We start from the raw sequence: 25,651 nt of genomic DNA, 5'->3' as shown, positions 1-25,651 counted from the left end.
GTGCGAAAAATTACTCGGGAGTTGCTCCGCCTATCCAAGGGCAGGGCTTGGAAGGCCACTAAAGGAGGGGGATGAACTAACCTTTGGGTACTCAATACTGACTGGAAAGGAGGGAAAATGCCTTCCCGAGGAGCTCAGACCGGATTATTCCAGAAAAGAAATAACCGTTGGCGTTATCCTCGGCCCGGATTTGGAGCACTTTACTGAAAGGGGAATTGAAACCTTTCTGAGCGAGGCTTACACCTTAACGCCTGAATCCGACAGAATGGGCTACCGGCTCGACGGAAGACCAGTAGAGCACTCCGAAAAGGGTGCCGGGATAGTTACCGGCCCATTAGTTCCCGGAACGGTTCAGGTTCCAGCGAACGGAAGGCCAATAGTGATGATGAAGGATGCCCAGACAACGGGTGGCTACTCCAGAATAGGGGTCGTTATAAGTGCCCACCTGTCCAGGTTTGCCCAGCTAAGGCCCGGCTTCAGTGTTCGCTTTAGGAAAGTTGACGTCAGGACTGCAAGGGAAGAATTCCTGAGAAAAGAGCGGACTCTAAGGGCGATAAAGCTCTTTCTGGAGGGGAAGATGAGAGCGTATCGGATAAAAACTGGAAAAGAAGAAAGGATAGTCTTTGCCGGTTAGTCCTTCTTGCGCATTACTTTGACTATCTTGTACGTCTTTCCATCGCACTCTATTTCCCCGGTTACCTCGATTATCTTCACATGGTCGCCCTCAAAGAGCCCCTCGGGCTTAAAGACTTCCCTCTTCTTCGGGTCACTGCACTCCTCAAACTTGAGCTGAATTATCGAGCCGACTATAGCCAACCTCGGCTCTATCGCCACCTCAATGCTCGGCTCGACGACCTCGACAACGCGGACCTTTCCCTCATGTAATGGACAGGAGTGCGAGGGCATGCTCCTAACCCTGAGAATCTTGTACCTCCTTCCTGGTTCGAGGTTTCCAACGCATACCCCTGCAAGTTTACAGGTCTTGCATGGCTCGGCCGGACCGTAGAATATGAACTCAACACCCGGTTTGGCTAACTTTTCACCAACTAACGTGATTATGGCCATTCCAAACACCTCCTGAAGTTGTAAGGAAAGATAATCAGATAACTCCGGTGATTTTAGCGGCTTTCTCGGCCGCTTCCCTCGTTAAACCGTCCTTCCCGAGGATTGTGTATCGCTCGGGCCTTATAGTGTGGGCAATCGTGAGGGCCTCGATTATCAACTCGGGTTCGATTCCAAGTTCATACGCTGTTGTTGGGGCGCCAACCCTCTTTAAGGTTTCCCTAACACGCTCCCATTTCAGGCCGTGAAGGTAAGCCATTATTATCGTCCCGACCCCAACCTGCTCCCCGTGCAACGCCGGTTTCTCAGCCAGCATGTCCAGTGCGTGGCTGAAGAGGTGCTCGGCACCGCTTGCAGGTCTTGAAGAACCTGCTATGCTCATGGCAACGCCCGTGGAGATTAGGGCCTTTATGACCTTCCTCACGCTCTCCTCGTTGCCGAGGCGTATTATGTCGGCATTCCTTATGACCATCTTGGCGCTCATAAGACTGAGCGAGGCCGCGTATTCGCTGTAGTATTCGCCCTTTATCCTATGGGCCAGCTGCCAGTCCTTAACGGCCGTAAGGTTGCTTATCGTATCGCCGACACCGGCCGCGAGGTAGCGATACGGTGCCGTCTTGATGACTTTAACGTCGGCTATGACCGCAACGGGAGGAACGGCCTTTACCGAGGTTTTGGAGCCCAAATCCTTTATCGAGGCGTTGGCGCTGGCTATGCCATCGTGAGATGCCGTGGTCGGGAAGCTGATGAAGGGAACACCCGTTTTGAAGGAGGCAAGCTTGGCCACGTCTATTATACTTCCCCCTCCAACGGCTATTACCCAGTCAGCGCTTTCGTCCCTTACCAGTCCAATCGTCCTTTCGACTTCCTCCATTGTGGCACCTTTCTTAACTGTCAGAGGAACAACGTCGTATTCGGATTTGAGGCTCTTCTCAACGTCTTTACCGGCTATCTCCTTTGTCTTTGGCCCGTAGAGCACTATAACTTTCTCACCGAGGCCAAGCCGTCTCGCAACGTTAATAACTTCTCCCTTCAGGTTCTCGCCGAGGAGCACCTCCCTGGGAAGTTGCATAAGATGAACTCCCTTCATGCCCTTCACCGTCCCCTAATCTCTCAGAAGGAAAAGCTTTAAGACTATCGGAAGGACTCTCTATGGTGGTCGAATGGGGTTTTACGAGTTTTTTTACCGCTATTTCGTTGAGCCAATCAAATACAACCAGGGCTACAACATTGTGAACACGCTAGTTTACGCCCTGATTCTTGGGGTCGCGGTTCTGCTTCTCTATAAGATGCTCAAGAGAATGGGAATAAAGATTGACGAACGCTTCTTCGTCGCTCTAATGCCCTACATTCTCCTAGGCCCGCTTATGAGGAGCATAACTGATATAGGCCTCCTTCCGCGGACGTATCTAACCGTCAGCCCGGGTGGATACTTTGTGATAGCGGGCTTTGCAATAGCATCGCTCTTCGTGGTGTGGAGACACTGCAACGATGAGAGACTCTACTCCATTTACCGCGACTTCGGTTGGATTCTGGTTGCGGGTCTGCTCTTCATAATGGTCATCAACTGGGATAAGCTCTCGGTTAGATGGGACTACTTCAAGTACTTCATACCAAGCCTTATCATCGCTGAGTCGTTCATATGGGTTCTTTCGAAGAAGTTTGAACTCGTCAGAAACAACAGAATCCTCTTCTATACCCACTTCTACGACGCAACGACGACCTTCGTTGGAATCCAGTTTTTCGGCTTCTGGGAGCAACACGTCCTCGCGAGAACACTGATGAACATCTTCGGAACCCCCGCGGTTATGTACCTTGAAAAGCTCGTTATAATAACCCTTGTCGTTTACATTCTGGACAGGCTGATGACCGAGGAAGATCCCGAGCTGATAAATTTTGTCAAACTCACAATCTTTATCCTCGGCTTCGGCCCCGGGACAAGAAACCTGCTTATAGCTCTCCTGAGGTGATTTAGATGTACCCCTGGAACGAGATAGCGCTTAACATGGCGAAGGATTTGGAAAAAACCATAATGCCCCTCTTTGGGACTAAAAAGGCCGGAGAAACCGTTGGAACTAACGTAAGCGGTGACGTTACAAAATACGTCGATAAGGTTGCCGAAGACCTGATAATAAGGCACCTCGACCCCCTCGGCGTTAACGTGGTGAGCGAAGAGGTTGGGGAGATTGACCACGGAAGCGACTACACCGTCGTCGTTGACCCTCTCGACGGTTCGTACAACTTCTCGATGGGAATACCGATATTTGCATTCAGTTTCGCGGTCTTCAAGGGAAAGACACCCGTTTATGGGGCCATCTACGAGTTCTTTCCAAAGGCCTTCTACGAGGCTATACCCGGTGAGGGGGCTTATCTCAACGGAAGACCCATTCACGTCAACAACCCAGAGCCCGGAAAGGAAGCGATAAGCTTTTACACCCGGGGTAGATGCCTGGGGCTCGTAAGGAAGGTCAAGAGGATTCGCGTTCTGGGAGCAATAGCGGTTGAGATGGCCTATACGGCTAAGGGCTCGCTAGACGGCGTCTTTGACATAAGGAACTACGTCCGGCCAACGGACATAGCCGCGGGAGTCATGCTCGTTAGAGAAGCTGGGGGAATCGTCACCGACGAGAGTGGAAAACCGCTGGAGTTTGAGCTCAATGCAGAGGTGAACACGAACGTAATTGCGGTGGCCAACGAGAGGATTCTCAAGCTAATTTTGGAGGAGCTCGAAAATGAACCTTGAACGGTACTTCCACAGGTATGGGAGGGCAACCTTTACACTCTTCCTCATAAACGTCGCGGTTTACATCGTGGAGGCAGTACTCAGCAGAAACCCCTTCTGGATTAGTGACAACGTTCTCAGCGTCCTCGGTCAGTGGAACTACGCTGTCAGGTATTTACACGCATGGTGGCAACCCTTCACGGCGATGTTCGTTCACGTTAACATAATCCACATCGGATTTAACATGTACTTCCTCCTCGTCATGGGGAGCCAGCTCGAGAGAATCATCGGCTCAAGAAGGGTTGCAATGGTTTACATAGTCTCAGGGCTCGCCGGGAACATTCTCACCCTGTTCCTCCTACCGCCAAACGTCGTCAGCGCCGGGGCTAGCGGGGCCCTCTTCGGAATAGCGGGGGCACTGATAACGATAACCGGCGTAGTCGGGGGAAACATGCAGATGGCCATTATAAACGCCTTCGTGCTGTTCCTCATCAACAGCTTCCTTCCAGGGGTGAACGCCTACGCCCACCTCGGGGGCCTCATCGCGGGAATGCTCATAGGCTACTACTATGGAAAAATCATACGGAGAAAGCTGACGTGGGCATACGCCTACTACTAACGAAAGATTTAAAAACGCCGGCCAAAAGGTATAACCCGAGCGCTCGGGCAGTGCCGGGGTAGCTTAGCCTGGTCAGAGCGCTCGGCTCATAGGGCCACTCCCCTTCGGGGGAGCCTGAGAAACCGAGAGGTCCGGGGTTCAAAGCCCCGCCCCGGCACCATTACAGCCCTTGCTTCGCAAGCGCTGGCGGAAAAGTAGGTGCTTTTTTGAAATTTGCAGTTTTTATGAGGGAGTTTCTCATCTCACTTGCTCCTTGGGAGTGTTTCTCTCTAGAACGGCGTCCTTCGGACGCCAAAAACAAAAGTGAAACTGCCTAAGAGGTTCCGTTTAGTGTTAAACCCTAACTTGAATTGCCTTTCGTTAATGCACGACTAATCTTTGCCCTTCTTGAAGGTCAAGGGCTATTTTTGGTCAAGCTTTTTCCAAAAGCTTGCTCGCGAAGTTTGACCAAGGTTTGCATGTCCTTTTTGAGGAATTGTAGTTTTAAGGGGGTTTATTCTTGAACTTGCTTGTTTTTCGATAGTTTCTCTTTGGAATAACGCCCTTCGGGCGTTAAGAAAAAGTTGAAACGTGTTTAACTTGCTTTGTTTTAGGGGGAAAACCCGCTTTGAGTTTGAGATGTTGAAGGGACATGCAAACTTTTCTTGGTTGTTTTGGTGGAAGTTTATTTTTTGGTCAAACTTTGCAAAGCAAAGTTTGCTTGCTTCGCAAGCGCTGGCGGAAGATTACGTGCATTTCTCTAAAGGTTGATTTTTAGAGGGTTTAGTTTCATTTGCTCCTTGGAAAGTGTTTCACTTCTAAAACGGCGCCCTTCGGGCGTTAATCAGAGTTGAAACTGCTTGAAGGGTTCCGTTTGGTGTTAAACCCCTAACCTAGTTGCTTTTTGAGAAGCACACGAGTAGTTTTCTGCCAGCTTGATGAAGGGCATTCTTTTCTCGAGAACCCAGCCCGTAAGCAAAATTTCATCAAGACACGTTCCAGCGACCGGAAGGTTTATCTAAGTGAATGACAAAGTTTTTCCGATGAAGATTGTCAAGGTGCCTTCTAATGACAAGGTTGGCGTCATAAACGTAGGTTCTCCGCCAGAGGTTGAACTCGACATCGACGTCAAGCCCAGAAAGGGAGAACTCGTCGTCTGGATAACAAACCCAAACACCTTCAAGGTCGAGACGAGCAACGAGATTGAGCTCTACGAGTACGTCGGTTTCTGGCAGAAAATTGACCCGGGAATAGTTTTCCTAAACAGGCGAATCGTCCTCATTCCCGGGGAGACCATGGAGCAGAGGTTTCCCGTCGAGCTTCCCCCGGGAAGATACAAGGTTGTCAAGTTCGCCTACGTTAAGGGAGCCAAGGTCAGGGTTGAGAAGGAATTCACAGTCCGCTGAACCAGAAACGCTTCAGGTAAAGCCTCATTCTAGCTAAATCAACGGGCCTCATAGTTTCAACCATCCAGTCCGGGAAGTCCTTCTTAACGTTCCTCCACAGAACGCGGTAGTCGAGGATTATTATCGAGCCCTTCTCCTCGGCCGAGCGGTGCACCCTTCCGGCGGCCTGAACGAGCTTTCTGTGGGCAGGCAAATAATACCCGTAGTAACGGCCCTTCCCCGGAAACTTCCTCTCAAAGTACCTTATCTGAGCCTGAACCCTCGGCGTCGGCCTCGCGTAGGGAATCCCCACGAGTATAACCCCGTTCATTTCATCTCCCGAGTAATCCTGTCCCTCGCTGTTCCTGCCGCCCATGACGCCGAGGAGTACCGCACCGTTGCCCTTCGCGTGGGCCTTGAAGCTCGCCACCATCGCATCGTTCTCGGACGAGCTGACGCCCTGTCTCTCGATGAACACGGCTTTTCCGGTTTCCTCAAGCCGAACCTGGAGGTTGGCCGAGAGAAGGCCCTGGAGGACCTCGTAAGATGCCGTAAAAACCCCCACGTTCTTTGGGATGAGCTTCACGGCCTCGACGATATAGTCAACCATCTTTTTGTAAACCGCCAGAGAACGCTCCTCACCGCGCGTTGAAACGTCTTTGGCAACCAAAACCTGCGCGTTTTCCCTCTTTACAATCCGGGGGAACTTCTTTAGTCTGGCCCTCTCGATTCCCATAACGTCGCGGAACGCCTCAAGTGGCGTCAGCGTTCCGGATATGAAGAAGGCACTGTGGACGTCGTGGAGGAACGTTAAAGCCCTCGAAGGGTCCAGGGCAACGAGTTCAAGGCTCAGTCCTTTCTCCCTGCTGAGGAGGAACAGATAATCCTCACGTCCGATGAGCGAAAACCAGAGGAGCAGGAACTCTCCAACTCTACCGATGTAGCTCCTCGGTGGCTTTCCCTTCTCTATCCTGTCCTCCCTTATCGCCTCTCCGATGGAGACCATCTCGTTGAGGGTCTTGACGAGCCAGCGTGAGCTTATTTCCAGGGTGTTTATGAGGTGCGCAAAGACTAGCTCCGGCTGAATGGGAGTTTCCTTAATCTCCCTGTCTGAGAGCCTTTCGTTGAAGAGCAACTCCAGGCCCTTTGCGAATATGCTCAGAAAGTTCGCTATTTCATTCTCCCTGTATTCGTCGGCCTCTTTGATGGCCCTGTTGACCGTGTGAATGCTCAGCCTGTCGCTTAAAGCCGAAATCGCCTGGTCGGGCAGGTTGTGGGCTTCATCAAAGACGATTATCAAGTCGGAATAATCAACGCCGAGCGAGCTTATTAGGCTCTCCCTTATGCTCGGACTTATCGCGTAGAGGTAGCTCGCAACTATGACGTCCGCTTTCTCGGCTATCCTCTTGGTCAAATCGTAGGGGCAGAGCTCGAGCGTTTCGGCGTAGCTTAAAATCTCCGATGGATGGGATGGACTCTCGAGGAAGAAGTTGACGAGCTCGTTGAACTCGGCTTTTTTCCTCTTCTCGTTTTCGTAGAACTCGCACTTGCCGAGCTTTTTCAGATTCTTACAGACTATCATGGCGGTGTATGCGTCGTTCGTGAACCTGGTTAGGTAGTTGTGAAGGCAGAGCTCTTTCCTGCTCCTCAGCTCGATGCCAGAGACCTTTGCCTTCCGGTTTATCGCCTTGAGCTCCTCTATAACCCTGTCCATCTGCCTGTGGGTCCTCGCCAGATAGAGAACTTTCAACCCGAGCTCCTTGGCAACGGGGAGAACTCCTGCCAGAACACTTACGGTCTTCCCAAAACCCGTTGGAGCCTCGATTATCGCATTCTCTCCCCTCTCGGCGGTCTCGCGGACGAGCTCTATGAATTCAGCCTGATTCGGTCTGAGTGATTCGTAGGGAAAATAACTGAGGTCAGGTTCCTGCATGGGAAGGGTTTTTAACGGCTCGTTTTTAACCTTTCCCGTGGTGAAGATGGGAGATAAAGAGAAGAAGTTGATTGAATACGGCGTCGAGGCCCTCATAATAGCGTGGCTCGGCTACCTGTTCCTTTACCAGAACTATCTCCTCCACAAGTGGCACCGCGGACTTCCACTGCCGAGCAGGGTTCCGTTCGTTCTCGGGGGAGTGGCGATGGGCTTGGCGTTTTTCATCTACGAGGCATGGAAGTTTGAGAAGAAAGTTTCAAAGAACAACCCTGAGGAGGTACTCCCCCCCGAGCTCGAGGCCTGAGAAATCTTCCTCGCTAACATCGAGCAACGGCTTGTTAACTTCGATAATGGCACTTCCCCCTGAGCTCTCATGTTCAATACTCTTAACGAGGTCACCTCCAACAGTTATCTTGAACTCTTCACTCTCTCCTCTCCCATGAAGAGAAAATGTTCCGCTTGTGATAAAGCGAAGATACCTTAGCAAATGCGGAATGTCCTCAGATGACATGTCCCTTATGTAAAATTCTCCTTTTCCAGTTGGCAGGATTTTTCCGACGATTCTCCGATAGCTTTCAGAGAAACGACAGACGGAAAGACCAAATCCCTTTGCAAGTATCTCTAATTTTCGACTGAGAAAGCGCTCGACCAAATCAGCAGAGGCCCGAGAAATGAGCTTGTCTCCGCTAACAGAAAAAGATAGTATCAAAAGACCCTTGGGGCCTTTCATGATGTATGTGGCCGTTGAATCTGCAAAGGCTATGTTCATTTTCCCTAGAAACTCAAATTTAAGCAGTTTTCTCTTGAGACGTATTTCAACATCAAACGGTTCCACCCCTGAGACCTCGGCTTCAAAGGGCAGAGACCTGAAGAGCTCCTTTGGTTTAGAGGTTACCCACTTCACGGCTTCCCAGTCTCCTGAAAAGGGCATTTCTGAAATTCTTGATTCCATCGCTGGACACCCTTGTCCTATACTGAAAAAAAGTTTGGGAGGAGCTTTATAAATTTAAGGGGATTAAAGCTTGAGCTCCGGAATCTCCTCGATGACCTTGGTCGTCAGCTTGACTGCCGCATCAACGTCGCGCTCGTCCACAACTTCGGTGTTGGAGTGTATGTAACGCGCCGGAATGCTTATGCCACCGCTCGGGACGCCGGTCTTGTTGAGGTGTATTGCCCCAGCGTCGGTTCCTCCTCCAGTGAGGATGTCCCACTGGTAGGGTATCTCGTATTTTTTGGCCAGCTCCTCCATCCAGCGAACTATCGTCGGGTGGCAGATGACGGAGCGGTCCATTATCTTGATTGCAACTCCCTTTCCGAGCTGGGTTATCTGCTTGTGTTCTGGCGTTCCCGGAACGTCGGCCGCGATGGTCACATCCAGGGCAAAGCCGTAGTCAGGGTCTATGCCGAAGGCCGAAACCTTGGCACCGCGAAGGCCAACCTCCTCCTGAACCGTTGCCACGAAGTAAACGTCCGCATCGGTCTCGCTCAACTGTCTTGCACTCTCAACCAAGGTGTAAACCGCTATCCTGTCGTCGAAGGCTATGCTAACCAGGCGGTGCTTGCCGAGCCTCTCCAGCCTTCCGTCCCAGGTAATTACCGTGCCTATCTTGACGCCCATCTCCTCAGCTTCCTCCTTGCTCTCGGCACCGATGTCAATGAACACTTGGTCCCACGTTGGGGCCTTGTTCCTCTGCTCCGGCTTCTGGATGTGTGGTGGAACTGAACCGCCAACGCCGTAGATGAACTCGTTCGGGCCAACCCAGACCTTGAAGCGCTGGGCTATTAGAGTTCTTGGGTCAACACCGCCGACAGGAGCTACCCGGAGGAATCCGTTCTTCTCGATGTGCGTCACCATGAGGCCTATCTGGTCCATATGACCGGCGAGCATTACCTTTGGCCTCTTGCCCTCCTTGTGGGCTATAACGTTCCCGAGCTTGTCAACCCTAATCTCGTCGACGTAGGGTTTGAAGGCCTCGATTACAACGTCCCTGACACCGAGGAATTCAAACCCAGAAACTCCCGGAGCTTCAACAATCTTCTTCAGCAGTTCAAAGTCCACCATGAACACCACCGTTTAGATAGTCATCGTAATGTGCTTTTAAGGGTTTAGGTGTGAGAGGAGTTCCTCAACGGTTATGCAGTCATCACACTTCCGCCGAAAGCCCCTAGCTATTATGAGAAACCTTTTCTCCCCTCTCCAGGGGACAAGGTTAGCCTTGGCGATTAGTTTGCCAATCTCCCTCGGACCGTCCACTGAAGTTCCCCACTTTGTCTCTATGAAAATTGCCTCCTCCTTTTTATTAACCGCAACGAGGTCAATCTCGTATCCCCTACCCCACTGGGGTCCAAGTTCATCAAAGGTGAATATTTTTCCGTTCAGGTCCCATAGAACGTCAGCAACAACCCTCTCGAATGCCCTTCCGAGAAAAGTATTGAGGTTTTCCCCAAGAAAGCGTCTAAAGGAATCAACGTCGCCTGCTTCAATGTTCCTAAGTTGGGGTTCAATCATGCTGAACCAGAAGTTTAGGAAGTTGTCTCTTATCACATACCTCGAGCGCCTGCCACCAAGCACCGGAACTTCCCTGGCAACGATGCCGTAATAATCTATAAGGGAATCAAGGTACTTAGATAGGCTTCCTGGCTTCATTCCAAGGAGGTTTGCAATCTCCACGAGCCTGTTCTTTCCGCTCGCTATTGCTCTGAGGATTGAGTAGTAGGTCTTGTAAGCCCGTCCAAACTCGTCGATTAGGAGACCTTCCCCCTCCGAGACCAGGAACGTGGAATACCTGACAGCCTCGACAAGAAGCTCACGAAGAGTTTTCTTTTCGAGGAGTTCAACGAGTTCGTAGTATTTGGGAACTCCTCCAAAAACCGCGTAAAAGGCCATTTTTTCCCCGGAATCTCTGATGCCTAAGTCGTTTAGCATCTCAAAGACATGGCGTGGTCGAAGTGGTTTAAGCTCCATAAAAACAGTACTCCTGCCGTAGAGGGGCGCTTTCCTCGATGCGAAGAGGCGCTTCATCATACCGATGTAGGAACCGGAGATTACGAGCAACAAGGGCTTGGACTCGTTGCGGTCTATGAACCTCTGAAGCTCGAAGGCCATGGAGGGATTCACCCGCAGGACGTTTTGAAACTCGTCGAAGAAGACTGCTCTCACGTCGAGGCGCTCAAGGTATCTCAGGAACTCACCAAAGTTATCAAACTTTGGGGAGTAGCCCATTAAGCGCTCAACTTCCCTTGCAAAGTCCTCCATGAGGAGCTTCTCACCCTTAACGCCTACAAACAGGTCCAGAAAACCAATGCCCTCCCTCCTGAAGAATTCCCTGACGAGTCTCGTCTTACCTACCCTTCTCCGTCCAGTAATAACGACAACAACAAGCCTGGAATCCGAGAGTTTAAGGGCTCTCTTCAATGTCTCCATCTCGTCCTTCCTGTCGTAGAACTTCATTATTATCCACCATCTGGATTATCCAGTTTCTGGATAAAAATGTGATGGTTAAAGTTTATATCTCTAGCCTCCTAAGGGGCATCATGAGAGATGTTTTGCTAAAACTAAACGTCATCCCCTGCACTTTCATTGAGAGGCTCAACCGCTTTGTGGCCCTTGTTGAAGTGCAAGGAGAACTCAAGAAAGCCCTCGTCACAAACACCGGTCGCCTGGAGGAGTTCATGGTTCCGGGAAGAAGGGCATTCTGCCTGCCAAAGAGCGGTGGAAAGACGGACTTCGTTCTGCTGGCCTTTGAAGACTTAGGGGGAAAGGGAGCGGTAATAGACACGAAGACGCAAGCTAAGGCCTTCGAGAAGGCCGTGGAACTGAACCTGATTCCATGGTTAAGGGACTGCGTGATAAAGAGGAAAGAAGTTCGAGTCGGCAACTCAAGGCTCGACTACCTCTTTGCCTGTCCCGGCGGAGAGCTCTACGGTGAAATGAAGAGCGCCGTGTTGAGGGGAGGTGAAAGGGGAGAATACGCCATGTATCCTGACTGTCCCTCCCTGAGGGGGCAGAGGCACATACGTGAGCTCATGGAACTTGCCCGCTCCGGCAAAAAGGCCATAATATTCTTCATCGGAGCAATGCCAGGTGTCGAGAAGTTCAGGCCCTACGAGAAAGGGGACCCCATTATAGCAAAACTCCTGAGAGAGGCCGTTAGGGAGGGAGTTAGGATTGAGGGCCTCTCCATCTCGCTGTCTCCATCCGGAGAGGTTATCCTCGAGAGACCCTCCCTGAAGGTTGAACTATGAGAACGGTTTTAAACCGGGGAGAGAATTATTGACGGTGGTGAGCATGGCAATAGTGGACGTTAGGATTCTCGTTGAAGGAGCGAGCGACGTTGAAGTCGTCAGCAAGGCACTTCAGGGGCTCGCTCTGGGGAGTGAATACAACATAACGATTTCAGCCATAATCCCTACTACCAACGTGGAGATAGCAAAAAGCGCCGCGGCAGGTGCCGATTTGCTCATAATAGCCACCGACGCGGACAGGGTTGGAAGAGAACTTGCCGAGAGGCTCTTCAACGAGCTCGGCGAAATGGTCGGCCACATCGAGAGAATGAAACTCCCCCTGGGGCACGACTTAGAGCACGTTGACGTTGAACTCGTTAGGAAGGAGCTCAAGAACACCCTCGTAAGGGCGGGGCTGAAGAGCCTTCAGGTTCTTCCCGAGTACATGGAGCTGAGGAAACAGCTTCTTGATATCAAGGGCAAGTACGACCAGCTGGCAAGCGACTACGAGAGTCTCTACAAGGAGCACGAAGAGCTCCAGAAGAAGTACGAGGAGTTGCATGCTGAGTACGTAAGGCTTAGGAACGAGAACGAAGGCCTTAGAGAGCTCCTCGACAAGAAGAGCAGGCCCGTTAAGATTGAAGAGGCCTGGACGAACCTGTTCCCGGCAGAACCCGTCCCGGACGAGAAGATTTTTGCTATAGCCGTCGAGAAACTTGGGCTGGCTGGAAAGGTCATAGTCGGACAGGGCTACGTCTTTGCAGAGGACAGAGAGCTCGTCGAGGAGCTGATGAAAACCGTCTATCTGAGCCTTGCCATAAAGGAGGGCCTTGAAGGAAAAGCTAATGAAGCGGAAACTGGGGAAGAGCAGGAAGACAAAAAGATCGAGCCCACGGAGAAACCCGGGGAAGAACTCGAAATCATTGAGGCCGAGCTCAAGCCGCACGAACTGCTTTAAGGTCTGAGCTATGGACGAAGTCATAGAGGAGTTCGAGACATACCTCGACCTCGAGGGAAAGAGTCCCAACACAATCAGGATGTATTCCTACTACGTTAGACGATACCTTGAGTGGGGCGGGACAATAAACGCTCGCTCCGCCCTGCGTTTTTTGGCCAGACTCAGGAGGGAAGGCTACTCCAACAGAAGCCTTAACCTCGTTGTTCAGGCCTTGCGCGCCTACTTCCGCTTTGAGGGTTACGACGAGGAAGCCGAGAAGCTGAGGCCACCGAAGGTTCCAAGGAGTCTGCCGAAGGCTTTAACCCGGGAGGAGGTCAAGAGGCTCCTCTCGGTAATTCCACCGACAAGGAAGAGGGACAGGCTGATAGTTCTCCTGCTCTACGGGGCCGGTTTGCGCGTCAGCGAGCTCTGCAACCTGAAGAAGGGCGATGTGGACATAGAGAGGAACCTCTTGGTTGTCCGCGGTGGTAAGGGGGCCAAAGACAGGGTCGTCCCGATTCCGGCTTTTCTGAGCGATGCCATAAGGGAATACCTTGAAAGCAGGGAAGACGAAAGCGAGTACCTCCTCGTTGAGGAGAGGAGACGGAAGAAGGACAGGCTCTCACCCAAGACCGTCTGGTACCTCCTGAAGAAATACGGGAATCGGGCAGGGGTTGAGGTTACCCCCCACAGGCTCCGCCACAGCTTTGCAACCCACATGCTCGAAAGGGGCGTTGATATCAGGGCCATTCAGGAGTTTTTAGGTCATTCAAACCTCTCAACGACGCAAATTTACACGAAGGTCACCGTTGAGCACCTGAAAAAAGCCCAGGAAAAGGCAAAGCTGATTGAGGGACTCCTTGAGTGATATTAACTGCCCGATGGTTGACTAGAGTGCCCCCTTTCTCCTCAAGAGGGCAAGATAGCTTGTGAAGGCTCCGGTTGAGATTGTATCGCCGAGCCCGACGGTTGAAACCGGGTTCTTCACGAGCCTCGTCGGGATTATCACTATCTTGTACTCCTTCGTTCTTAGCCGTCTTTTGGCCTCTTCAAACCTGAGCTTAACGTATTCCCCGCGCTCGTTGTAGGGAACGCCTAGTCCCCTTTCAAAGTTCTCTGGCGATTTTATGTCGCCGAGCGAAGCCCTTGCCGCAGCCAAAGTCGTTGCCAGCTCAAGGCTCTTCCTAAGCTCCTCCTCACTCAAGGGATTGTCGGCGTGGGTTATGTACATCAGGTAGTAAATCGTGTGGATTTGCAGGACTTCGAGGTTCATCTCGTCTATGAGGATTTTCCCGCCCAGAACAGTGTCCTCGATTCGGTTGTAGGTAAATATCCTTTCAGCCAGCTTCGAATAGCCGAGGGCACTCAGGACGTAGGCAATCTCGGCTTCGTCCATCCCGACACTGTCAACGAGGGGAAAGAGGTTGTAAATGACCTTTTTCCTCAGCTCGCGGTTCTGGATTGATGCGAACTCAAGGTGAACCTTCAGGTCCTTTTCTCTCTTAAGGAGGAGTATGTCCTTCTTTGCTTCCCTCAGGTAATAGTTGGCGTCCTTTCCGTCGGAGTAGCGCAGTCTTATCCCCTGATAGCCGGAGAGGATTGCACCGTCCGTCTGGAGTCCGATTTCGGGGAGAAAAGGCTTTAGCTCGGGCCTCGTGTAAATCCTTATGCTCTCAAATCTGGCCGAGACTATGAAGCGACCAGAATAGGGAACGGTTATAGTCTCGTTTCCAAGCCTGAAAGTCGTTCCGGCGCGGAACTCAAAGATACGGTTCACCTTTATCGGGTCGTTCTCCCGGTAGGCTTCCATCGGATGCTTGAGGGCCAGTTTCCCGTTTTCAACGACTGGGTAGAACAGGTTTGGCTTCCTCACGAACATCTCCGCCTGTCTCTTTGCAAGGTGTGGGGTGTAAACGATGACCTTTCTGAAGTCGAGGTTTGCCAAGAGGTTCGCTATTATTCCAGCCTGTCCACCGATTCTCTCGACGTCATAATTAAAGCGGGAGTCAAACCATCCCTGGAGCTCCTCGTTTACGAGGGGAACTTCCATAGGTTTACCTGTCTTGAGGGCATGGACGAGTCTTGCAACGAAGTCTATGGGCTCTTCAATCTGCCTTGGGAATTCCTCCATTTTTCTTTTCACTGCCTCGGCCCCAAACTCATCTATAAGCCTCTGAATCATTTCCCCGTTGAGGTATACTATCGCATCAACGTTCGCATTGTAAGCGGTGAACATCGATAGCTTTCTCGCCTCATTGAGGAGCTCCATCATTTGTATCACCTTCAGTGAGTAATCAATAGGAATTTTCAGTATGCTTCTTAAAAGGATTTCGTTTTGAAATATAAGGCAGAAAAAGCCTTAAAATTCAACAAAAAGCTTCCCGAGGCTTGGAATCCTGTCCATGACGTCCATTTCCCTCAGCGCGAGCCAGAGGGAAGCTTGATTGCTCGTGACAACCGGAACCCCGAGGTCCCTTTCGAGCGTTTCAATTATCTCGAAGGTTCTCCAGTTGGTGCAACTTATGAATATCGCCTCTACTTCATCGGTAAAGCTCGCCTTGGCGAGTCTGTAAGCCGTGTAGGGTTCGAGCTTGCCAATCTCAAGGTTGTCCTCAATGCCGAGCCCTCTGATGTCCAGAACGGTGAACTCGTTCGCCTCAAGGAACTCCTTCTCTCGCTGGTTAATCTCGTCGGTGTAGGGCGTTATCACGAGGATTTCCCTGACGTCGAGCATTTTGAGGGCCTCTATTACGGCCGTGCTCGTGCTCACAACCGGGACGTTCACCTCGTCTTCGATTTCCATCTCAAGCTTTTTCTCGTAGTCCTTTCCTCCGATGAAGGAACCGCTGGTGCATCCGTAGAGAATCAGCTCAACCCCGGCATCTCTAAGGAGCTTGGCGCTCTCAACGGCCAAAGTGTTCATCCTTACGAGCTCCTCTTCGTTGACGTTTCTGAGGGGAATCCTCGCCGTGTGGAGCGAAACGCCCTCCGGGAGGTAATCGTGAAGCTCCATCTCCATAGTGGTGTTCGATGATGGGACTATAAGGCCGAGCCTTCCTCTCCATCCGTACATGCTTTTCACCGAAGGGAAATTCTCGGCTTTTCTATTAAACCTTTGGTTTTGAAAAGGGATTAATAAACGAATCTCCAATGAGGAGAGGTGGGAACATGGAACTGGAGGAGGCTATAAGGAGAAGAACCTCCGTTAGATACTTCTCCGAGAAACCTGTTGCGGAGGAAGATATTAAGGAGCTCATCAAAAGTGCAATTCGGGCCCCAACGGCGAGCGGACTTGAAAACTGGATTTTTGTTGTGTTTAGAAACAAGGAAGCAAGAGAAAAGCTCTATGAGCTCATTGCTGAGGGTATGGAGGTCTACTATCAGGCTGTCAAACTACCCGAGGAAAAGATAGCAAAGCTCAGGAAGAGAATACACGAAGAGGGCATGTTCAGGGCACCGGTTTACATTGCGGTGTTCATAGATAAGCGCGTCCGGTTTCTTCCAGGAAAAGAGTTCGACGAGGTGGAGTTCATCTGGAGTGTTGAGAGTGCTGCTATGGCAATCCAGAACCTCATGCTCAAGGCAGTTGAGCTCGGCCTTGGCACAGTCTACGTCGGAGTTACGAACTTCAGGGGGATAGAGGAGAGGGTAAGGGAACTGGCCGGGTTGGATGAGAACTACTACCTCGTTGGCGTCATTCCCGTTGGCTATCCCAAGAACGAACCGAAGCCGAGGAAAAGAAAGAAGGGTATTGAAGATGTAACAAAGTTCATCTAAACTTTTTTATCTTAATCACCCAAGCAAAGACGATAGCCATGATAGAGTTCGTAATCCTGCTCGGCGTCATCGGTGGATGGCTCGTCATGACCTCGACGCTCTTCCTTATGCTGGCCTTTGGCAAAATGTGGGGGTTAGTGGGCGTTCTGTTCCTTGTCAGTTTCATAGTAATGAACCAGAACTGGAAGGTCCGCTACATGAGAACCATCGTTGACGCCACGCCGAGGGCAAAGGAACTCGCCAGGCACATCTTTGAGATGAACGAGCTCATTTTGCTTTCGTCATACATCATGTCCCTTGTCCTATACACGGTCATCCAGAAGTACGTTGAGATAGTCGTCAAGTTTCCCCATCCACTCGGACCGGTGGGTTGAGCCATGAACGTTGTCATCGTTAGGTACGGTGAGATAGGAACGAAGTCGAGGCAGACGAGGAGATGGTTTGAGAACATCCTCATGAACAACATACGCGAAGCGTTGGTAAGCGAGGGGATTGAATTCAAAAAAGTTGAGGCCAAGCACGGTCGCGTTTTAGTAAGGACGAACAGGGCCAAGGAGGCTGTAGACGTCCTCACGCGCGTTTTCGGAATAGTTTCCCTCTCCCCTGCCATGGAAGTTGAAGCAAACATGGAAAAAATCAACAAGACAGCCCTAAAGCTCTTCAGGAGGAAGAAGCGCGAGCTGAACCTTGAGAGGCCCCGTTTCCGCGTTACCGCGAGGAGAATAACCAAGGAATTTCCGCTGAAAAGTCCGGAGATTCAGGCGAAGGTTGGGGAGTACATTCTTGAAAACGAGGAGAGCGAGGTCAATCTTCATAACTACGACATAGAGGTCGGCGTTGAGCTGATGGAGGGCAAAGCGTACGTCTTCGTTGACAAAATCAGGGCATGGGGCGGTCTGCCTATAGGGACGCAAGGAAAGGTCGTGGCTTTACTCAGCGGTGGCATAGACTCACCGGTCGCGGCTTTCCTCATGATGAAGCGTGGCGTCGAGGTGATTCCAGTCCACATCTACATGGGGGAGAAAACCCTCGAAAAGGTCAGGAAGATATGGAACCAGCTCAAGAAGTACCACTACGGTGGAAAGGCCGAGCTGATAGTCGTAAAGCCACAGGAACGCGAAAAAATCGTTCGGAAGCTTAAGGAGATGAAGAAGGACAAATACACCTGTGTGATGTGCAAGTTCATGATGGTCAAACACGCCGACAGAATAGCCAAGGAATTCGGTGCTAAGGGCATCGTCATGGGCGATTCCCTCGGGCAGGTGGCAAGCCAAACGCTCGAGAACATGTACATCGTCAGTCAGGCGAGCGATTTGCCGATTTACAGGCCCCTTATAGGCATGGACAAGGAGGAGATAGTGAGCATAGCAAAGAAAATCGGCACCTTTGAGCTCTCAACACTGCCGGAAGATGAAATACCCTTCATTCCAAAGCACCCGATAATAAGGGGTTCCTGGGAGGAGTTCCGGAAGATTTATAGGGAAATCTTTGGGGAAGAGCCGAAAAAGAGGGAGTGCTAGACATCTAACAAAAAGCATATTTAGAATTACATTCAATAAGAGAGATAGGTGAGCAAACATGTCAGAGACAAAAGTCGTTCAGACAGAGGTTGAGATGGATGTCTACAAAACCCTAAAGGCAGTGGCTAGCATTGAAAAAAAGTCCCTTAAAGAAGTCCTCAGAGAAATACTCCGGGACTATGCAGAAAAAAAGAAGAAAAAACTTCTTGAAGAAGTTGAAAACGACCCTATATGGGAGGCAGTTGGGCTCCTCGACATAGCTGATGAAAATGCCAGTGAGAGGGACGACTGGGGTGTCCCAGAATGGCAAAGCGAGTGAGCGAAAAAATATACATGGACACAAGTGCTTTGATTGCATTTTTTAATCCCAAGGACAAGAATCATAAGGTCGCCAAATCTTTCTTCAAGGAAATGGCCCTCGAAGGGAACTGGTTCATCATTGGGAGACCGGTGCTTTTGGAATTCCTCAGCGGTGCTTCAAAGAGAGTTGGAAAAAGAAAAGCTATCGTGATGAAAGAGAAACTCTTAACGAGCAAATTTGTAGAGATAGTGAAGGAAAGCGACGATGACTGGAACACCGCATGGGAATGTTTTGAAAAGTATCAAGACAAAAACGGTATTGATATGTTCGACTGTTTGAGTTTCTCAATTATGAAGCGGCTTGGAATCAAAAAAGTCTTTACCTTCGACAGGGACTTTGCAATTGCAGGGTTTATAATGCTACCCCCAGCTGAGGGATTAAAATGACCCTTACACGCCTCGCATCATACATAGCGCTATCGATGCCCGTTATTTTCCTTATTGGCCTAGTTCTGGTTATCCACTTCAATCCCTGGTTCTCCTTCACTGACAACGCGCTGAGCGACATGGGCTCCCTCAAAAACCCGAACCGCTGGTTCTTCAACGGTTTCCTCATGTTCTTTGCGACGATAGCCATGATACCATCTCTGGTTGCCTTCAGGAACGGGCTTTCCTACCTCATGCCCCTTGCGATGGTCTTTCTATTCCTCGTTGGCGTCTTTCCCAAGGAGCTTCCTTATCACGCTCCATCGGCGGTCCTCTTTTACGTTCTGGCTCTAACGGACATAGCGATAATCGGAATAAAGCTCGGAAGAACCAGTCCACTCAACTACCTCTGGACGGCCGGTTCGGTCGTTGTGTTCACAACGATGCTCTACCTGATTAAGGCCAGAGTGTTCAAGGGGCTGGCAATCCCTGAGCTTATAGGAGCGTTTTTTATCCTTGCCTGGTTCGTCTATCTTGGTCTTCTCCTTAAAGGTTTGAAACCCTGAGTTGAAGAAAACCTCATAAAAACCATTTCCAATTTTTTCGCATGAAAGCCGTTGCATTACTCAGCTCGGGCATAGATTCACCTGTCGCGGTTTATCTTATGCTCAGGAAGGGAATTGATGTTATCCCGGTTCATTTCAGGCAGGACTCCGCCAAGGAGGAGAAGGTCCTTGAGCTGTGGGAGATTCTCAGGAAGTATGGAAACCTCGGCGAACCAATCATAGTGGATTTCGCGGAGGAGCACGTTCCGGCCTTTAAGAGGCTGAAAGAGCTGGGAAAAGAGCGGTGGACGTGCGTGCTCTGCAAATGGCTGATGATTAGAAGAGCCTGCAGGATTGGACATGGGGTCGGTGCCAGGGCTATAATCACCGGCGATTCCCTCGGGCAGGTTGCATCTCAAACCCTTGACAACCTCCTGATAATTAGCTCCGCAAGCGATTTACCCCTCCTAAGGCCCCTTATAGGCATGGATAAGGAGGAGATAGTGAGCATAGCAAAGAAAATCGGCACCTTCGAGGTAAGCTCCCGCAAAGAGCCTCCCTGTCCCTTCACCCCGAAATACCCGATAGTCAGGGGCTCCCCCAAAGAGTTCATGAAAATCCTTCGGCAGGTTATTTAGAAAGACCGGCATTTGAGTACACATTTTTGCCCATAACCGAACGTTTTAGGAATGTTTTTAAGGCCTTCACCAAAAGCACGACCGGTGAAGGCAATGAACGTGTTCGAGAACAGCCTTGAGATGTTTGAGAAGTACAAGCCGACGCCCCTCCTCAGGCTGAAAACGAGGGGGGAATGTCTTTTGCCAAGCTGGAGTTCTTTAACCCCTTCAGCAGGAGCATAAAGGACAGAACCGCCTATAGACTACTTTTCTCGGCCCTTGAAAGTGAAAGCTTTGAGAGCGTTTTTGAAGCGAGTTCGGGCAACACGGCAATTGCACTGGCCTCACTGGGCAACGTTCTCGGGATAAGGTTCAGGGCATACCTGCCGAAGCCAACTCCAAAGGCAACCAGGGTCCTCCTCAGCGTTCTCGGAGCCGAGGTCGTTCTAACGGACTTTGAAACGATAAGTCAGGAGATGGTTGAGTTCGTCAAGGAGGAAGCCAGAAAAAGCGGAGCCATCAATCTGAACCAGTACGAGAACGAAAACAACTTCCTGGCCCACAGGGAAACTGGAAAGGAGATAGCGGGACAACTTGAAAGCGTGGGGAAGAGGCCGGAGCTTTTGATAGCAGGAATTGGAACCTCGGGCCACGTGGCAGGGATTGGAAGCTATCTCAAGGAGCGCTATGGAACAGAAGTCATCGGCGTTGTTCCGGCCAGAGGAGAGAAAATCCCCGGGATAAAGAGGCCTGAGACAGGGTAGAAGTGGATAAAATACGTCGATGAAATCGTCGAGGTAACGCTTGAAGAAGCTATAAAAGGCGTCAGGGAGGTGGCGAGGCTCAACGGAATCCTAGTCGGCCTGAGCTCCGGGGCAGTTTACTGGGCAATGAAGGAGTTAACGCCAGAAGAAACCACCGTGCTGATTTTCCCTGACGACGGCTTCAAGTACGTTGAGTTTTTTGAGGGACCAGAAGGCCTTTAAAGTCTCTTCCCAACTTTTTCCATGCTCAACCTCAAACCGCCGAAGCTCGCCACGTATCTGCTCACAATAAACGGGATACTCCTCCTTGGCTACGCCTACTATTGGGGTTCACTCATTTACCTCTTTTTCGGCCTGCTGAACCTCATTCTGGCCTACGGCGTTGGAGTTGAAAACAGAACCGCAATAAAGGTCGCCCTTATCTACATCGCGATTAACCTCTTTATCGCAATCTTCTACCTAATCTCGGGGAACATCTACTCTGCCGTCGACGTAATTATAAGCTTCTTCATAATGCACGACATTCTAAGCTACATCGAGATGGTTTATAAGCAGGAAAAAGAGGCAGAGGAAAGGGAAAAAGCGGAGGGCGATTAGGCGCACCTCTCCCTGTATTCGGAACTTATCTCCGGCTTCTCTTCTTTCGGCTCCTTGAGTATAATTCTTGCGTCAACTATAACAGCACCCTTACCCTTCTCGTAGACAAAGACGGGGTTGAGGTCCATTTCCTTAATGTAGTCCCTGAGCTCGTCAACGAGCTGGCTGACCTTGAGGAGGAGGTCGACTATGGCATCAATGTCAGCTGGTTCTTCACCGCGCGCTCCCGCTAAAATCGGGTAGCTCTTTATCTCGGTTATCATCTTCCTTGCATCGCGCTCCGTTATGGGTATTATCCTGAAGGTAACGTCCTTGAGAACCTCCACGAAGATTCCACCGAGGCCGAACATTATCGCATGACCGAACTGCGGGTCTTCGGTAACGCCGATGATTACCTCCCTGCCCGGTCTCAGCATCGGGGCAACCAGAACGCCGAGGATTTCTGCATCAGGGCGATATCTGCGCGCGTTCTCGTGTATTTCCTCCCATTTCTGCTTGAGCTCCTCGGGGGTTTTTATGTTCAGCATGACAACCTTCGCGTCGCTCTTGTGGAGTATCTGGGGTGACATGAGTTTCAGGGCAACGGGGTAGCCTATCTCCTCCGCGTACTTGAGGGCCTCATCGAGGGTCTTGGCAAGCTTCTCCTCAGGCACGGGGAGGCCGTAAGCTTTTAAAACCTGCTTGGCCTCGTACTCAACCATAGCGGTCCTGCCCTGGGACAGTACGGACTCAATAACTTTGAGCGCCTCCTCCTTCATAATACCACCACCCGCTTCAGTCTCCTTTAACTTTTTTCAGATACTGAGCATACCTGACGAGACCGGCTAGGGCGCGAACGCCCCTTTCGGGGGTCGGATAAACGGGAACGCCCCTCTCCTCAAGCATTCTCGCGTAGCGGTCGGTCTTCCTTCCACCCATGGCAACGGCCACAATCGGCTTGTCGCTCTTCTTCTGGTAGTCGGCTATTATCTCTATGACCTTCTCCTCCTCAAGGAGGGGCACCTGGAAGAGGACAATAACCACTATCGCATCGACGTTCGGGTCCTTTGTGAATGCCTCGAGGGCTATTCTATAGCGCTCGGCGTCGGTGTCTCCTACAACATCCGTCGGGTTGCCGACAACGGCATGTGGCGGGAACCTCTCCCTGAGGAACTTCTTGGTTTCCTCGCTCAGCTCGGCCATCTTGAGACCGAATTTGGCAACGGCATCGCTCGCCATGACTCCAGCGCCACCGCCGTCGGTGATTATGCCTATCCTGTCTCCCTTCGGGAGCTTGTGAACGAGTTCCGCAAAGGCCTTGGCCAGGTCGAACATGTGCTCGAAGTCTTCGGCCCTGATTATTCCGGTCTGCTTGAAGACCGCGTCGTAAATTGCGTCCGCTCCCGCTAATGAGCCGGTGTGGCTTGACGCAGCTTTAGCACCGTATTCAGTTCTTCCGCTCTTCAAAGCGATGACAGGCTTGACTTTTGTTATTCTCTTAGCGCTCTCCATGAACTTCCTTCCGTCCTTAACGCCCTCGATGTAGAAGGTGACGACCTTTATCTCATCGTCGTGGATGAAGTAGTCCATCAAATCGGCATCGTCAACGTCGAGCTTGTTGCCGTAGCTGACCATCTTGCCGATTCCTATGCCCGCTCCAGCGGCCCAGTCGAGCATCGCAGCGGCAAAGGCACCGCTCTGGCTGACGAAGGCAATCGGCCCGCTCTTGGGCCTGTCCATCTTCTCCTCAGGCAGGAAGACGGTGTCAACGCCCGTATCTGGAACGTAAACGCCGACACAGTTGGGGCCAATTATCCTGATGCCGTGGGCCTTCGCTATTTCGTAGATTTCGCGTTCGAGCTTCTTGCCCTCCTCGCCGAGCTCTCCAAAACCACCGGTGATGATTATGACGGCTTTAATGCCCTTCTTGGCTATCTGTCTCATGGTGTCCGGAACGAAGGGAGCGGGAATCGAGATTACAGCCAAATCAGTGTCATCGGGGAGCTCTTCAACACTGTGATAGACCTTGTAGCCATCAATCTCGTCGAGCTTGGGGTTCACGGGATAGATGTTTCCCTTGAAAATCCCGCGCTCCTTGTTGGATTTAAAGTTCTCAAAGATGACGTTTCCCACTTTTCCCTTTTTGTTGGTTGCACCGATGATAGCGACCGCCTTCGGATCGAAGAAGGGCCTGAGCTCCTCAACTATCTTCTCCGCCATGCGCTTCCCCCCAGAAGTTCTCCGGGAGTTTTTTCGGTGGGCATGTATAAAAGGGTTGCGTTTTGTAAAAGTGAACCTCAATGAACTTCAAAGCTCATCAATGGCCCTTAAAAAGCCCAGACTCACCCGGGCGTCCTCAATGCCTGTAACCTCGAGGGCCCACGTGAAATCCCTCAGCCAGGGCAAAACTTTCTTCCACGGAATCGTTCCATTTCCAAGAGGCAGGTGCTCGTCGCTCTCACCGGAGTTGTCGTGGAGATGTACGTGGACAATTCTTTTCCCGAGCAGTTCCAAGAACCTCTCAAAGGGAAAACCGACGGTGTTGAGATGTCCTATGTCAAAAGTAACGCCCAAGTCAGTTTCCTCCAAAAGCTCTGCCAGTCTCTCCGGCATCTGAGCATCGAGGATTGGAAAGCTCGGCATGTTCTCAACCCCTACTGGAACCCCGAACTCGCTTGAATACCTCTCAAGCTCGCGGAGGGAGCTTTTATGAACCCTGTTGTAGTCTCCGTGGAACCTTCTGCTCGCGGGAGAGCAGTGGCCGGGGTGAACCGTAACCACGAGGGCATTTAGGTTGGAGGCAACGTCGAGGGTTTCCCTGAGGACTTCGAGGGAAGCTCGCCTTATTTTTTCGTTGAGAGAGCCCACGTTAACGTCGCTGAAGGGCGCGTGGACGGTAACTCCTATGTCAAAGCTCCCGAGAACGTCGGCGTAGGTCTTCCACGTTTCCCTTGTGAGGAAGTTGGGCCACTCACTCACCAGCTCAACGAAGTCGAAGCCGAGTTCCTCCACCCGTTCCAGCCAGTCCTCGAACTCCCTAAGAGTTCTACCCCTGTAAGACGTCATCGAAAGCCCAATCATGCTCCCACCATCATCTTAGCTATCAACACGACGTATATCGTGCCGAAAATGTCGCTGTTGTTCGCTATCAGCGGAATCGCGACGCTGTCGGGGTCAATGTTGTGCTGGAAGAGAACGTAGGAGATTGAGTAGGCGTAGAGCATTATAAAGAGTGCCATGAACGGATACGTTAAGGCGAGTTCAAAAGCGAACCTTGGCTCTTCCCTCAGGAGGAGGTAGGCGATTGCAAGGCTAAAGAGGTTTATGAAGAGCCCGATTATTGGGGTTGTGAGGAGCAGTGCAAAAATTTCCTCAAACGGTTCCCTCGAAAGGTATCCTCTAATTTCTCCAAGGTTGAGCTTCGTCGAGGTCTTCGCGGCTATGATTGAGCCGTAGTTTCCAAAGGAGCTGAGTATGGAGGGATAAGCGAAGCCAAGGATTACGCTCGAAGCTATCAGTCCGCTGAAGCGCTCTAAGGTGAAGCCGGAAACCAGGCTCAACATCGCTAAGGCCGTTACCGTCGTGAAGAGTTGCTTATACTCCTTGAACTTCGAGGGACCGACGCGTGAAAATGCCAAAAGGAAAAACAGCATGAGAACGGAAAAGCCGTTCAAAGCCCAGAACTCCATCGAGTTTCTCTCAAGGAGGAGAATGAACCCTACGAGGGTTGGAATAGTGAGGAGGTCACCCATCGAAGCGACCAACGGCGCTGCAAGGCTGTCCGGGTCAACGTCGCGCCTGAAAGCGAGTATCGTTATTCCAGCGGTGAAGTAGCCGAGGATTAGCGAAACAAGTATCGTCGAGCCTATTACTATGAAGAGAATCTCGATGGCGTGATAACGAACGCCCCTGATTACACCAATCGCCCATAGGAGCGTTACCGGAATAAGGGAGAGGAGCATCGCTATGACGACGTTTTCGAGAACCTTCCTGTCTTTAACGGAGGGCTTCAGCTCACCGAGGTAAAGCATCGTGGAAAAGCGCGAAGCCATCGAGCTGAAGACGTTACCCCTAAGGCCCATCATTCCCGGCAGGATAACGAGCAGTCCCGGGTAATCGCGCCTTATTCTGTCGAGGTACTTTCCGAGGAATGTCCCACCGAAGAAACCTATGACTAACGAGACTATCAGCGAAGGCAGGGACACCTTGAAAGCGCTTTGAACTTTGTCACCAAACGACATCTAAGAGAGCTTGAGGGGAAGAAT

Annotated in this window: 29 protein-coding genes, 1 tRNA gene and 2 pseudogenes; 20 read left to right on the top strand and 12 right to left on the bottom strand. The window is 51.1% G+C overall.

Annotation, left to right across the window (positions count from 1 at the left end):
• Nucleotides 1-634: pseudogene (locus MVG27_RS09775) on the top strand (urea amidolyase); the annotation flags it as partial.
• Here MVG27_RS09775 and MVG27_RS09770 read toward each other — a convergent pair.
• Together MVG27_RS09770 and MVG27_RS09765 are read right to left on the bottom strand one after the other, a co-directional pair.
• The gene (locus tag MVG27_RS09770) at nt 631-1,065 is read right to left on the bottom strand and encodes a UPF0179 family protein (RefSeq protein ID WP_297062536.1); all 435 of its coding nucleotides are present in this window, start codon (nt 1,063-1,065) and stop codon (nt 631-633) included. The pseudogene MVG27_RS09775 and the gene MVG27_RS09770 sit on opposite strands and share 4 nt — an antisense overlap.
• A 34-nt stretch (nt 1,066-1,099) precedes the next feature.
• Entirely contained in the window at nt 1,100-2,152 is a 1,053-nt protein-coding gene (locus MVG27_RS09765) for an NAD(P)-dependent glycerol-1-phosphate dehydrogenase (protein WP_297556577.1), read from the bottom strand.
• A 73-nt stretch (nt 2,153-2,225) separates the two neighbouring features.
• Between MVG27_RS09765 and MVG27_RS09760 the strand changes: the two genes are divergently transcribed.
• The 5 genes from MVG27_RS09760 to MVG27_RS09740 all read left to right on the top strand — a co-directional run bounded on the left by MVG27_RS09760 (nt 2,226) and on the right by MVG27_RS09740 (nt 5,788).
• Nucleotides 2,226-3,032 carry a DUF63 family protein gene (locus MVG27_RS09760; protein WP_297548106.1) on the top strand — a complete coding sequence of 269 codons (807 nt, stop codon included), beginning with the start codon at nt 2,226-2,228 and terminating at the stop codon, nt 3,030-3,032.
• 5 nt (nt 3,033-3,037) lie between these two features.
• A complete protein-coding gene (locus MVG27_RS09755; RefSeq protein ID WP_297556574.1) occupies nt 3,038-3,805 on the top strand; it encodes a bifunctional fructose-bisphosphatase/inositol-phosphate phosphatase in 768 nt (255 codons plus the stop codon).
• Complete coding sequence (locus MVG27_RS09750) at nt 3,795-4,403, top strand: rhomboid family intramembrane serine protease (protein ID WP_297548110.1); 609 nt, start codon at nt 3,795-3,797, stop codon at nt 4,401-4,403. The genes MVG27_RS09755 and MVG27_RS09750 overlap by 11 nt, the downstream gene beginning before the upstream one ends.
• A 52-nt stretch (nt 4,404-4,455) precedes the next feature.
• Nucleotides 4,456-4,563: transfer RNA gene (locus MVG27_RS09745), tRNA-Met, on the top strand.
• A gap of 862 nt (nt 4,564-5,425) precedes the next feature.
• Nucleotides 5,426-5,788 carry a hypothetical protein gene (locus MVG27_RS09740; RefSeq protein WP_297548112.1) on the top strand — a complete coding sequence of 121 codons (363 nt, stop codon included), beginning with the start codon at nt 5,426-5,428 and terminating at the stop codon, nt 5,786-5,788.
• Here MVG27_RS09740 and MVG27_RS09735 read toward each other — a convergent pair.
• Nucleotides 5,775-7,700, bottom strand: a complete 1,926-nt coding sequence (locus MVG27_RS09735) for a helicase C-terminal domain-containing protein (RefSeq protein WP_297548114.1) — start codon at nt 7,698-7,700, stop codon at nt 5,775-5,777. The two genes, MVG27_RS09740 and MVG27_RS09735, sit on opposite strands and share 14 nt — an antisense overlap.
• 46 nt (nt 7,701-7,746) lie before the next feature.
• Between MVG27_RS09735 and MVG27_RS09730 the strand changes: the two genes are divergently transcribed.
• The gene (locus MVG27_RS09730) at nt 7,747-8,004 is read left to right on the top strand and encodes a hypothetical protein (RefSeq protein ID WP_297548133.1); all 258 of its coding nucleotides are present in this window, start codon (nt 7,747-7,749) and stop codon (nt 8,002-8,004) included.
• On the opposite strand, the gene MVG27_RS09725 is transcribed toward MVG27_RS09730, so the two are convergent.
• From MVG27_RS09725 to MVG27_RS09715, 3 genes are all read right to left on the bottom strand, one after another.
• Complete coding sequence (locus tag MVG27_RS09725; protein ID WP_297548116.1) at nt 7,957-8,652, bottom strand: hypothetical protein; 696 nt, start codon at nt 8,650-8,652, stop codon at nt 7,957-7,959. The genes MVG27_RS09730 and MVG27_RS09725 overlap by 48 nt on opposite strands.
• 63 nt (nt 8,653-8,715) lie before the next feature.
• The gene (locus MVG27_RS09720; protein WP_297556579.1) at nt 8,716-9,762 is read right to left on the bottom strand and encodes a M42 family metallopeptidase; all 1,047 of its coding nucleotides are present in this window, start codon (nt 9,760-9,762) and stop codon (nt 8,716-8,718) included.
• A 36-nt stretch (nt 9,763-9,798) separates the two neighbouring features.
• Entirely contained in the window at nt 9,799-11,151 is a 1,353-nt protein-coding gene (locus MVG27_RS09715; protein WP_297548118.1) for an ATP-binding protein, read from the bottom strand.
• Nucleotides 11,152-11,234: 83 nt separating this feature from the next.
• Between MVG27_RS09715 and sfsA the strand changes: the two genes are divergently transcribed.
• The 3 genes from sfsA to xerA are packed head-to-tail and all read left to right on the top strand — an operon-like array spanning nt 11,235 to nt 13,729.
• Complete coding sequence (sfsA, locus tag MVG27_RS09710; protein WP_297548120.1) at nt 11,235-11,945, top strand: DNA/RNA nuclease SfsA; 711 nt, start codon at nt 11,235-11,237, stop codon at nt 11,943-11,945.
• Nucleotides 11,946-11,988: 43 nt separating this feature from the next.
• Nucleotides 11,989-12,882, top strand: coding sequence for a toprim domain-containing protein (locus MVG27_RS09705; RefSeq protein ID WP_297548135.1), 894 nt, complete (start codon nt 11,989-11,991; stop codon nt 12,880-12,882).
• A gap of 10 nt (nt 12,883-12,892) precedes the next feature.
• Entirely contained in the window at nt 12,893-13,729 is an 837-nt protein-coding gene (xerA, locus tag MVG27_RS09700; RefSeq protein ID WP_297548122.1) for a site-specific tyrosine recombinase/integron integrase, read from the top strand.
• A 21-nt stretch (nt 13,730-13,750) separates the two neighbouring features.
• On the opposite strand, the gene pfkC is transcribed toward xerA, so the two are convergent.
• Both pfkC and MVG27_RS09690 read right to left on the bottom strand, forming a co-directional pair.
• Nucleotides 13,751-15,133, bottom strand: coding sequence for an ADP-specific phosphofructokinase (gene pfkC, locus MVG27_RS09695; RefSeq protein WP_297548124.1), 1,383 nt, complete (start codon nt 15,131-15,133; stop codon nt 13,751-13,753).
• An 87-nt stretch (nt 15,134-15,220) separates the two neighbouring features.
• Nucleotides 15,221-15,934 carry an aspartate/glutamate racemase family protein gene (locus tag MVG27_RS09690; protein ID WP_297548136.1) on the bottom strand — a complete coding sequence of 238 codons (714 nt, stop codon included), beginning with the start codon at nt 15,932-15,934 and terminating at the stop codon, nt 15,221-15,223.
• A 95-nt stretch (nt 15,935-16,029) separates the two neighbouring features.
• Here MVG27_RS09690 and MVG27_RS09685 point away from each other — a divergent pair, with 95 nt between their 5' ends.
• The 10 genes and pseudogenes from MVG27_RS09685 to MVG27_RS09640 all read left to right on the top strand — a co-directional run bounded on the left by MVG27_RS09685 (nt 16,030) and on the right by MVG27_RS09640 (nt 21,407).
• Nucleotides 16,030-16,638: a nitroreductase family protein gene (locus MVG27_RS09685; protein WP_297548126.1), complete on the top strand. Its 609-nt coding sequence runs from the start codon at nt 16,030-16,032 to the stop codon at nt 16,636-16,638.
• 38 nt (nt 16,639-16,676) lie between these two features.
• Entirely contained in the window at nt 16,677-17,012 is a 336-nt protein-coding gene (locus MVG27_RS09680) for a hypothetical protein (RefSeq protein WP_297548128.1), read from the top strand.
• A 3-nt stretch (nt 17,013-17,015) separates the two neighbouring features.
• Nucleotides 17,016-18,158 (top strand): tRNA uracil 4-sulfurtransferase ThiI, encoded by a 1,143-nt coding sequence (gene thiI / locus MVG27_RS09675; RefSeq protein WP_297548129.1) that lies wholly within the window; start codon nt 17,016-17,018, stop codon nt 18,156-18,158.
• A 58-nt stretch (nt 18,159-18,216) separates the two neighbouring features.
• Nucleotides 18,217-18,477 carry a hypothetical protein gene (locus MVG27_RS09670; RefSeq protein WP_297548130.1) on the top strand — a complete coding sequence of 87 codons (261 nt, stop codon included), beginning with the start codon at nt 18,217-18,219 and terminating at the stop codon, nt 18,475-18,477.
• Entirely contained in the window at nt 18,462-18,905 is a 444-nt protein-coding gene (locus MVG27_RS09665; RefSeq protein WP_297548131.1) for a type II toxin-antitoxin system VapC family toxin, read from the top strand. Before MVG27_RS09670 ends, MVG27_RS09665 begins: the two co-directional genes overlap by 16 nt.
• On the top strand, nt 18,902-19,450 hold the full coding sequence (locus MVG27_RS09660) for a DUF998 domain-containing protein (RefSeq protein ID WP_297548132.1): 549 nt from the start codon (nt 18,902-18,904) through the stop codon (nt 19,448-19,450). Before MVG27_RS09665 ends, MVG27_RS09660 begins: the two co-directional genes overlap by 4 nt.
• 41 nt (nt 19,451-19,491) lie before the next feature.
• Nucleotides 19,492-20,067, top strand: a complete 576-nt coding sequence (locus tag MVG27_RS09655) for a hypothetical protein (RefSeq protein ID WP_297550279.1) — start codon at nt 19,492-19,494, stop codon at nt 20,065-20,067.
• Between the two features lie 84 nt (nt 20,068-20,151).
• The gene (locus MVG27_RS09650; RefSeq protein ID WP_297550277.1) at nt 20,152-20,289 is read left to right on the top strand and encodes a hypothetical protein; all 138 of its coding nucleotides are present in this window, start codon (nt 20,152-20,154) and stop codon (nt 20,287-20,289) included.
• Nucleotides 20,241-21,032: pseudogene (locus tag MVG27_RS09645) on the top strand (pyridoxal-phosphate dependent enzyme). The gene MVG27_RS09650 and the pseudogene MVG27_RS09645 overlap by 49 nt, the downstream one beginning before the upstream one ends.
• A 21-nt stretch (nt 21,033-21,053) precedes the next feature.
• Complete coding sequence (locus tag MVG27_RS09640; protein ID WP_297550275.1) at nt 21,054-21,407, top strand: hypothetical protein; 354 nt, start codon at nt 21,054-21,056, stop codon at nt 21,405-21,407.
• Here the strand turns inward: MVG27_RS09640 and MVG27_RS09635 are convergent.
• The 4 genes from MVG27_RS09635 to MVG27_RS09620 all read right to left on the bottom strand — a co-directional run bounded on the left by MVG27_RS09635 (nt 21,404) and on the right by MVG27_RS09620 (nt 25,627).
• Nucleotides 21,404-22,165 carry an acetate--CoA ligase family protein gene (locus tag MVG27_RS09635; RefSeq protein WP_297550273.1) on the bottom strand — a complete coding sequence of 254 codons (762 nt, stop codon included), beginning with the start codon at nt 22,163-22,165 and terminating at the stop codon, nt 21,404-21,406. The two genes, MVG27_RS09640 and MVG27_RS09635, sit on opposite strands and share 4 nt — an antisense overlap.
• 16 nt (nt 22,166-22,181) lie before the next feature.
• Nucleotides 22,182-23,606 carry an acetate--CoA ligase family protein gene (locus MVG27_RS09630; protein ID WP_297468306.1) on the bottom strand — a complete coding sequence of 475 codons (1,425 nt, stop codon included), beginning with the start codon at nt 23,604-23,606 and terminating at the stop codon, nt 22,182-22,184.
• A gap of 87 nt (nt 23,607-23,693) precedes the next feature.
• Nucleotides 23,694-24,467, bottom strand: a complete 774-nt coding sequence (locus MVG27_RS09625) for a sugar phosphate isomerase/epimerase family protein (protein ID WP_297550271.1) — start codon at nt 24,465-24,467, stop codon at nt 23,694-23,696.
• Entirely contained in the window at nt 24,464-25,627 is a 1,164-nt protein-coding gene (locus MVG27_RS09620; protein WP_297550268.1) for a magnesium transporter, read from the bottom strand. Before MVG27_RS09620 ends, MVG27_RS09625 begins: the two co-directional genes overlap by 4 nt.
• Between the last annotated feature and the right edge of the window lie 24 nt (nt 25,628-25,651).

The sequence above is a fragment of the Thermococcus sp. genome (assembly GCF_027011145.1).
Taxonomy (GTDB): domain Archaea; phylum Methanobacteriota_B; class Thermococci; order Thermococcales; family Thermococcaceae; genus Thermococcus.
The sequence above is the reverse complement of the archived record's forward strand: the minus strand, read 5'-3'. Positions and strand labels throughout refer to the sequence as shown.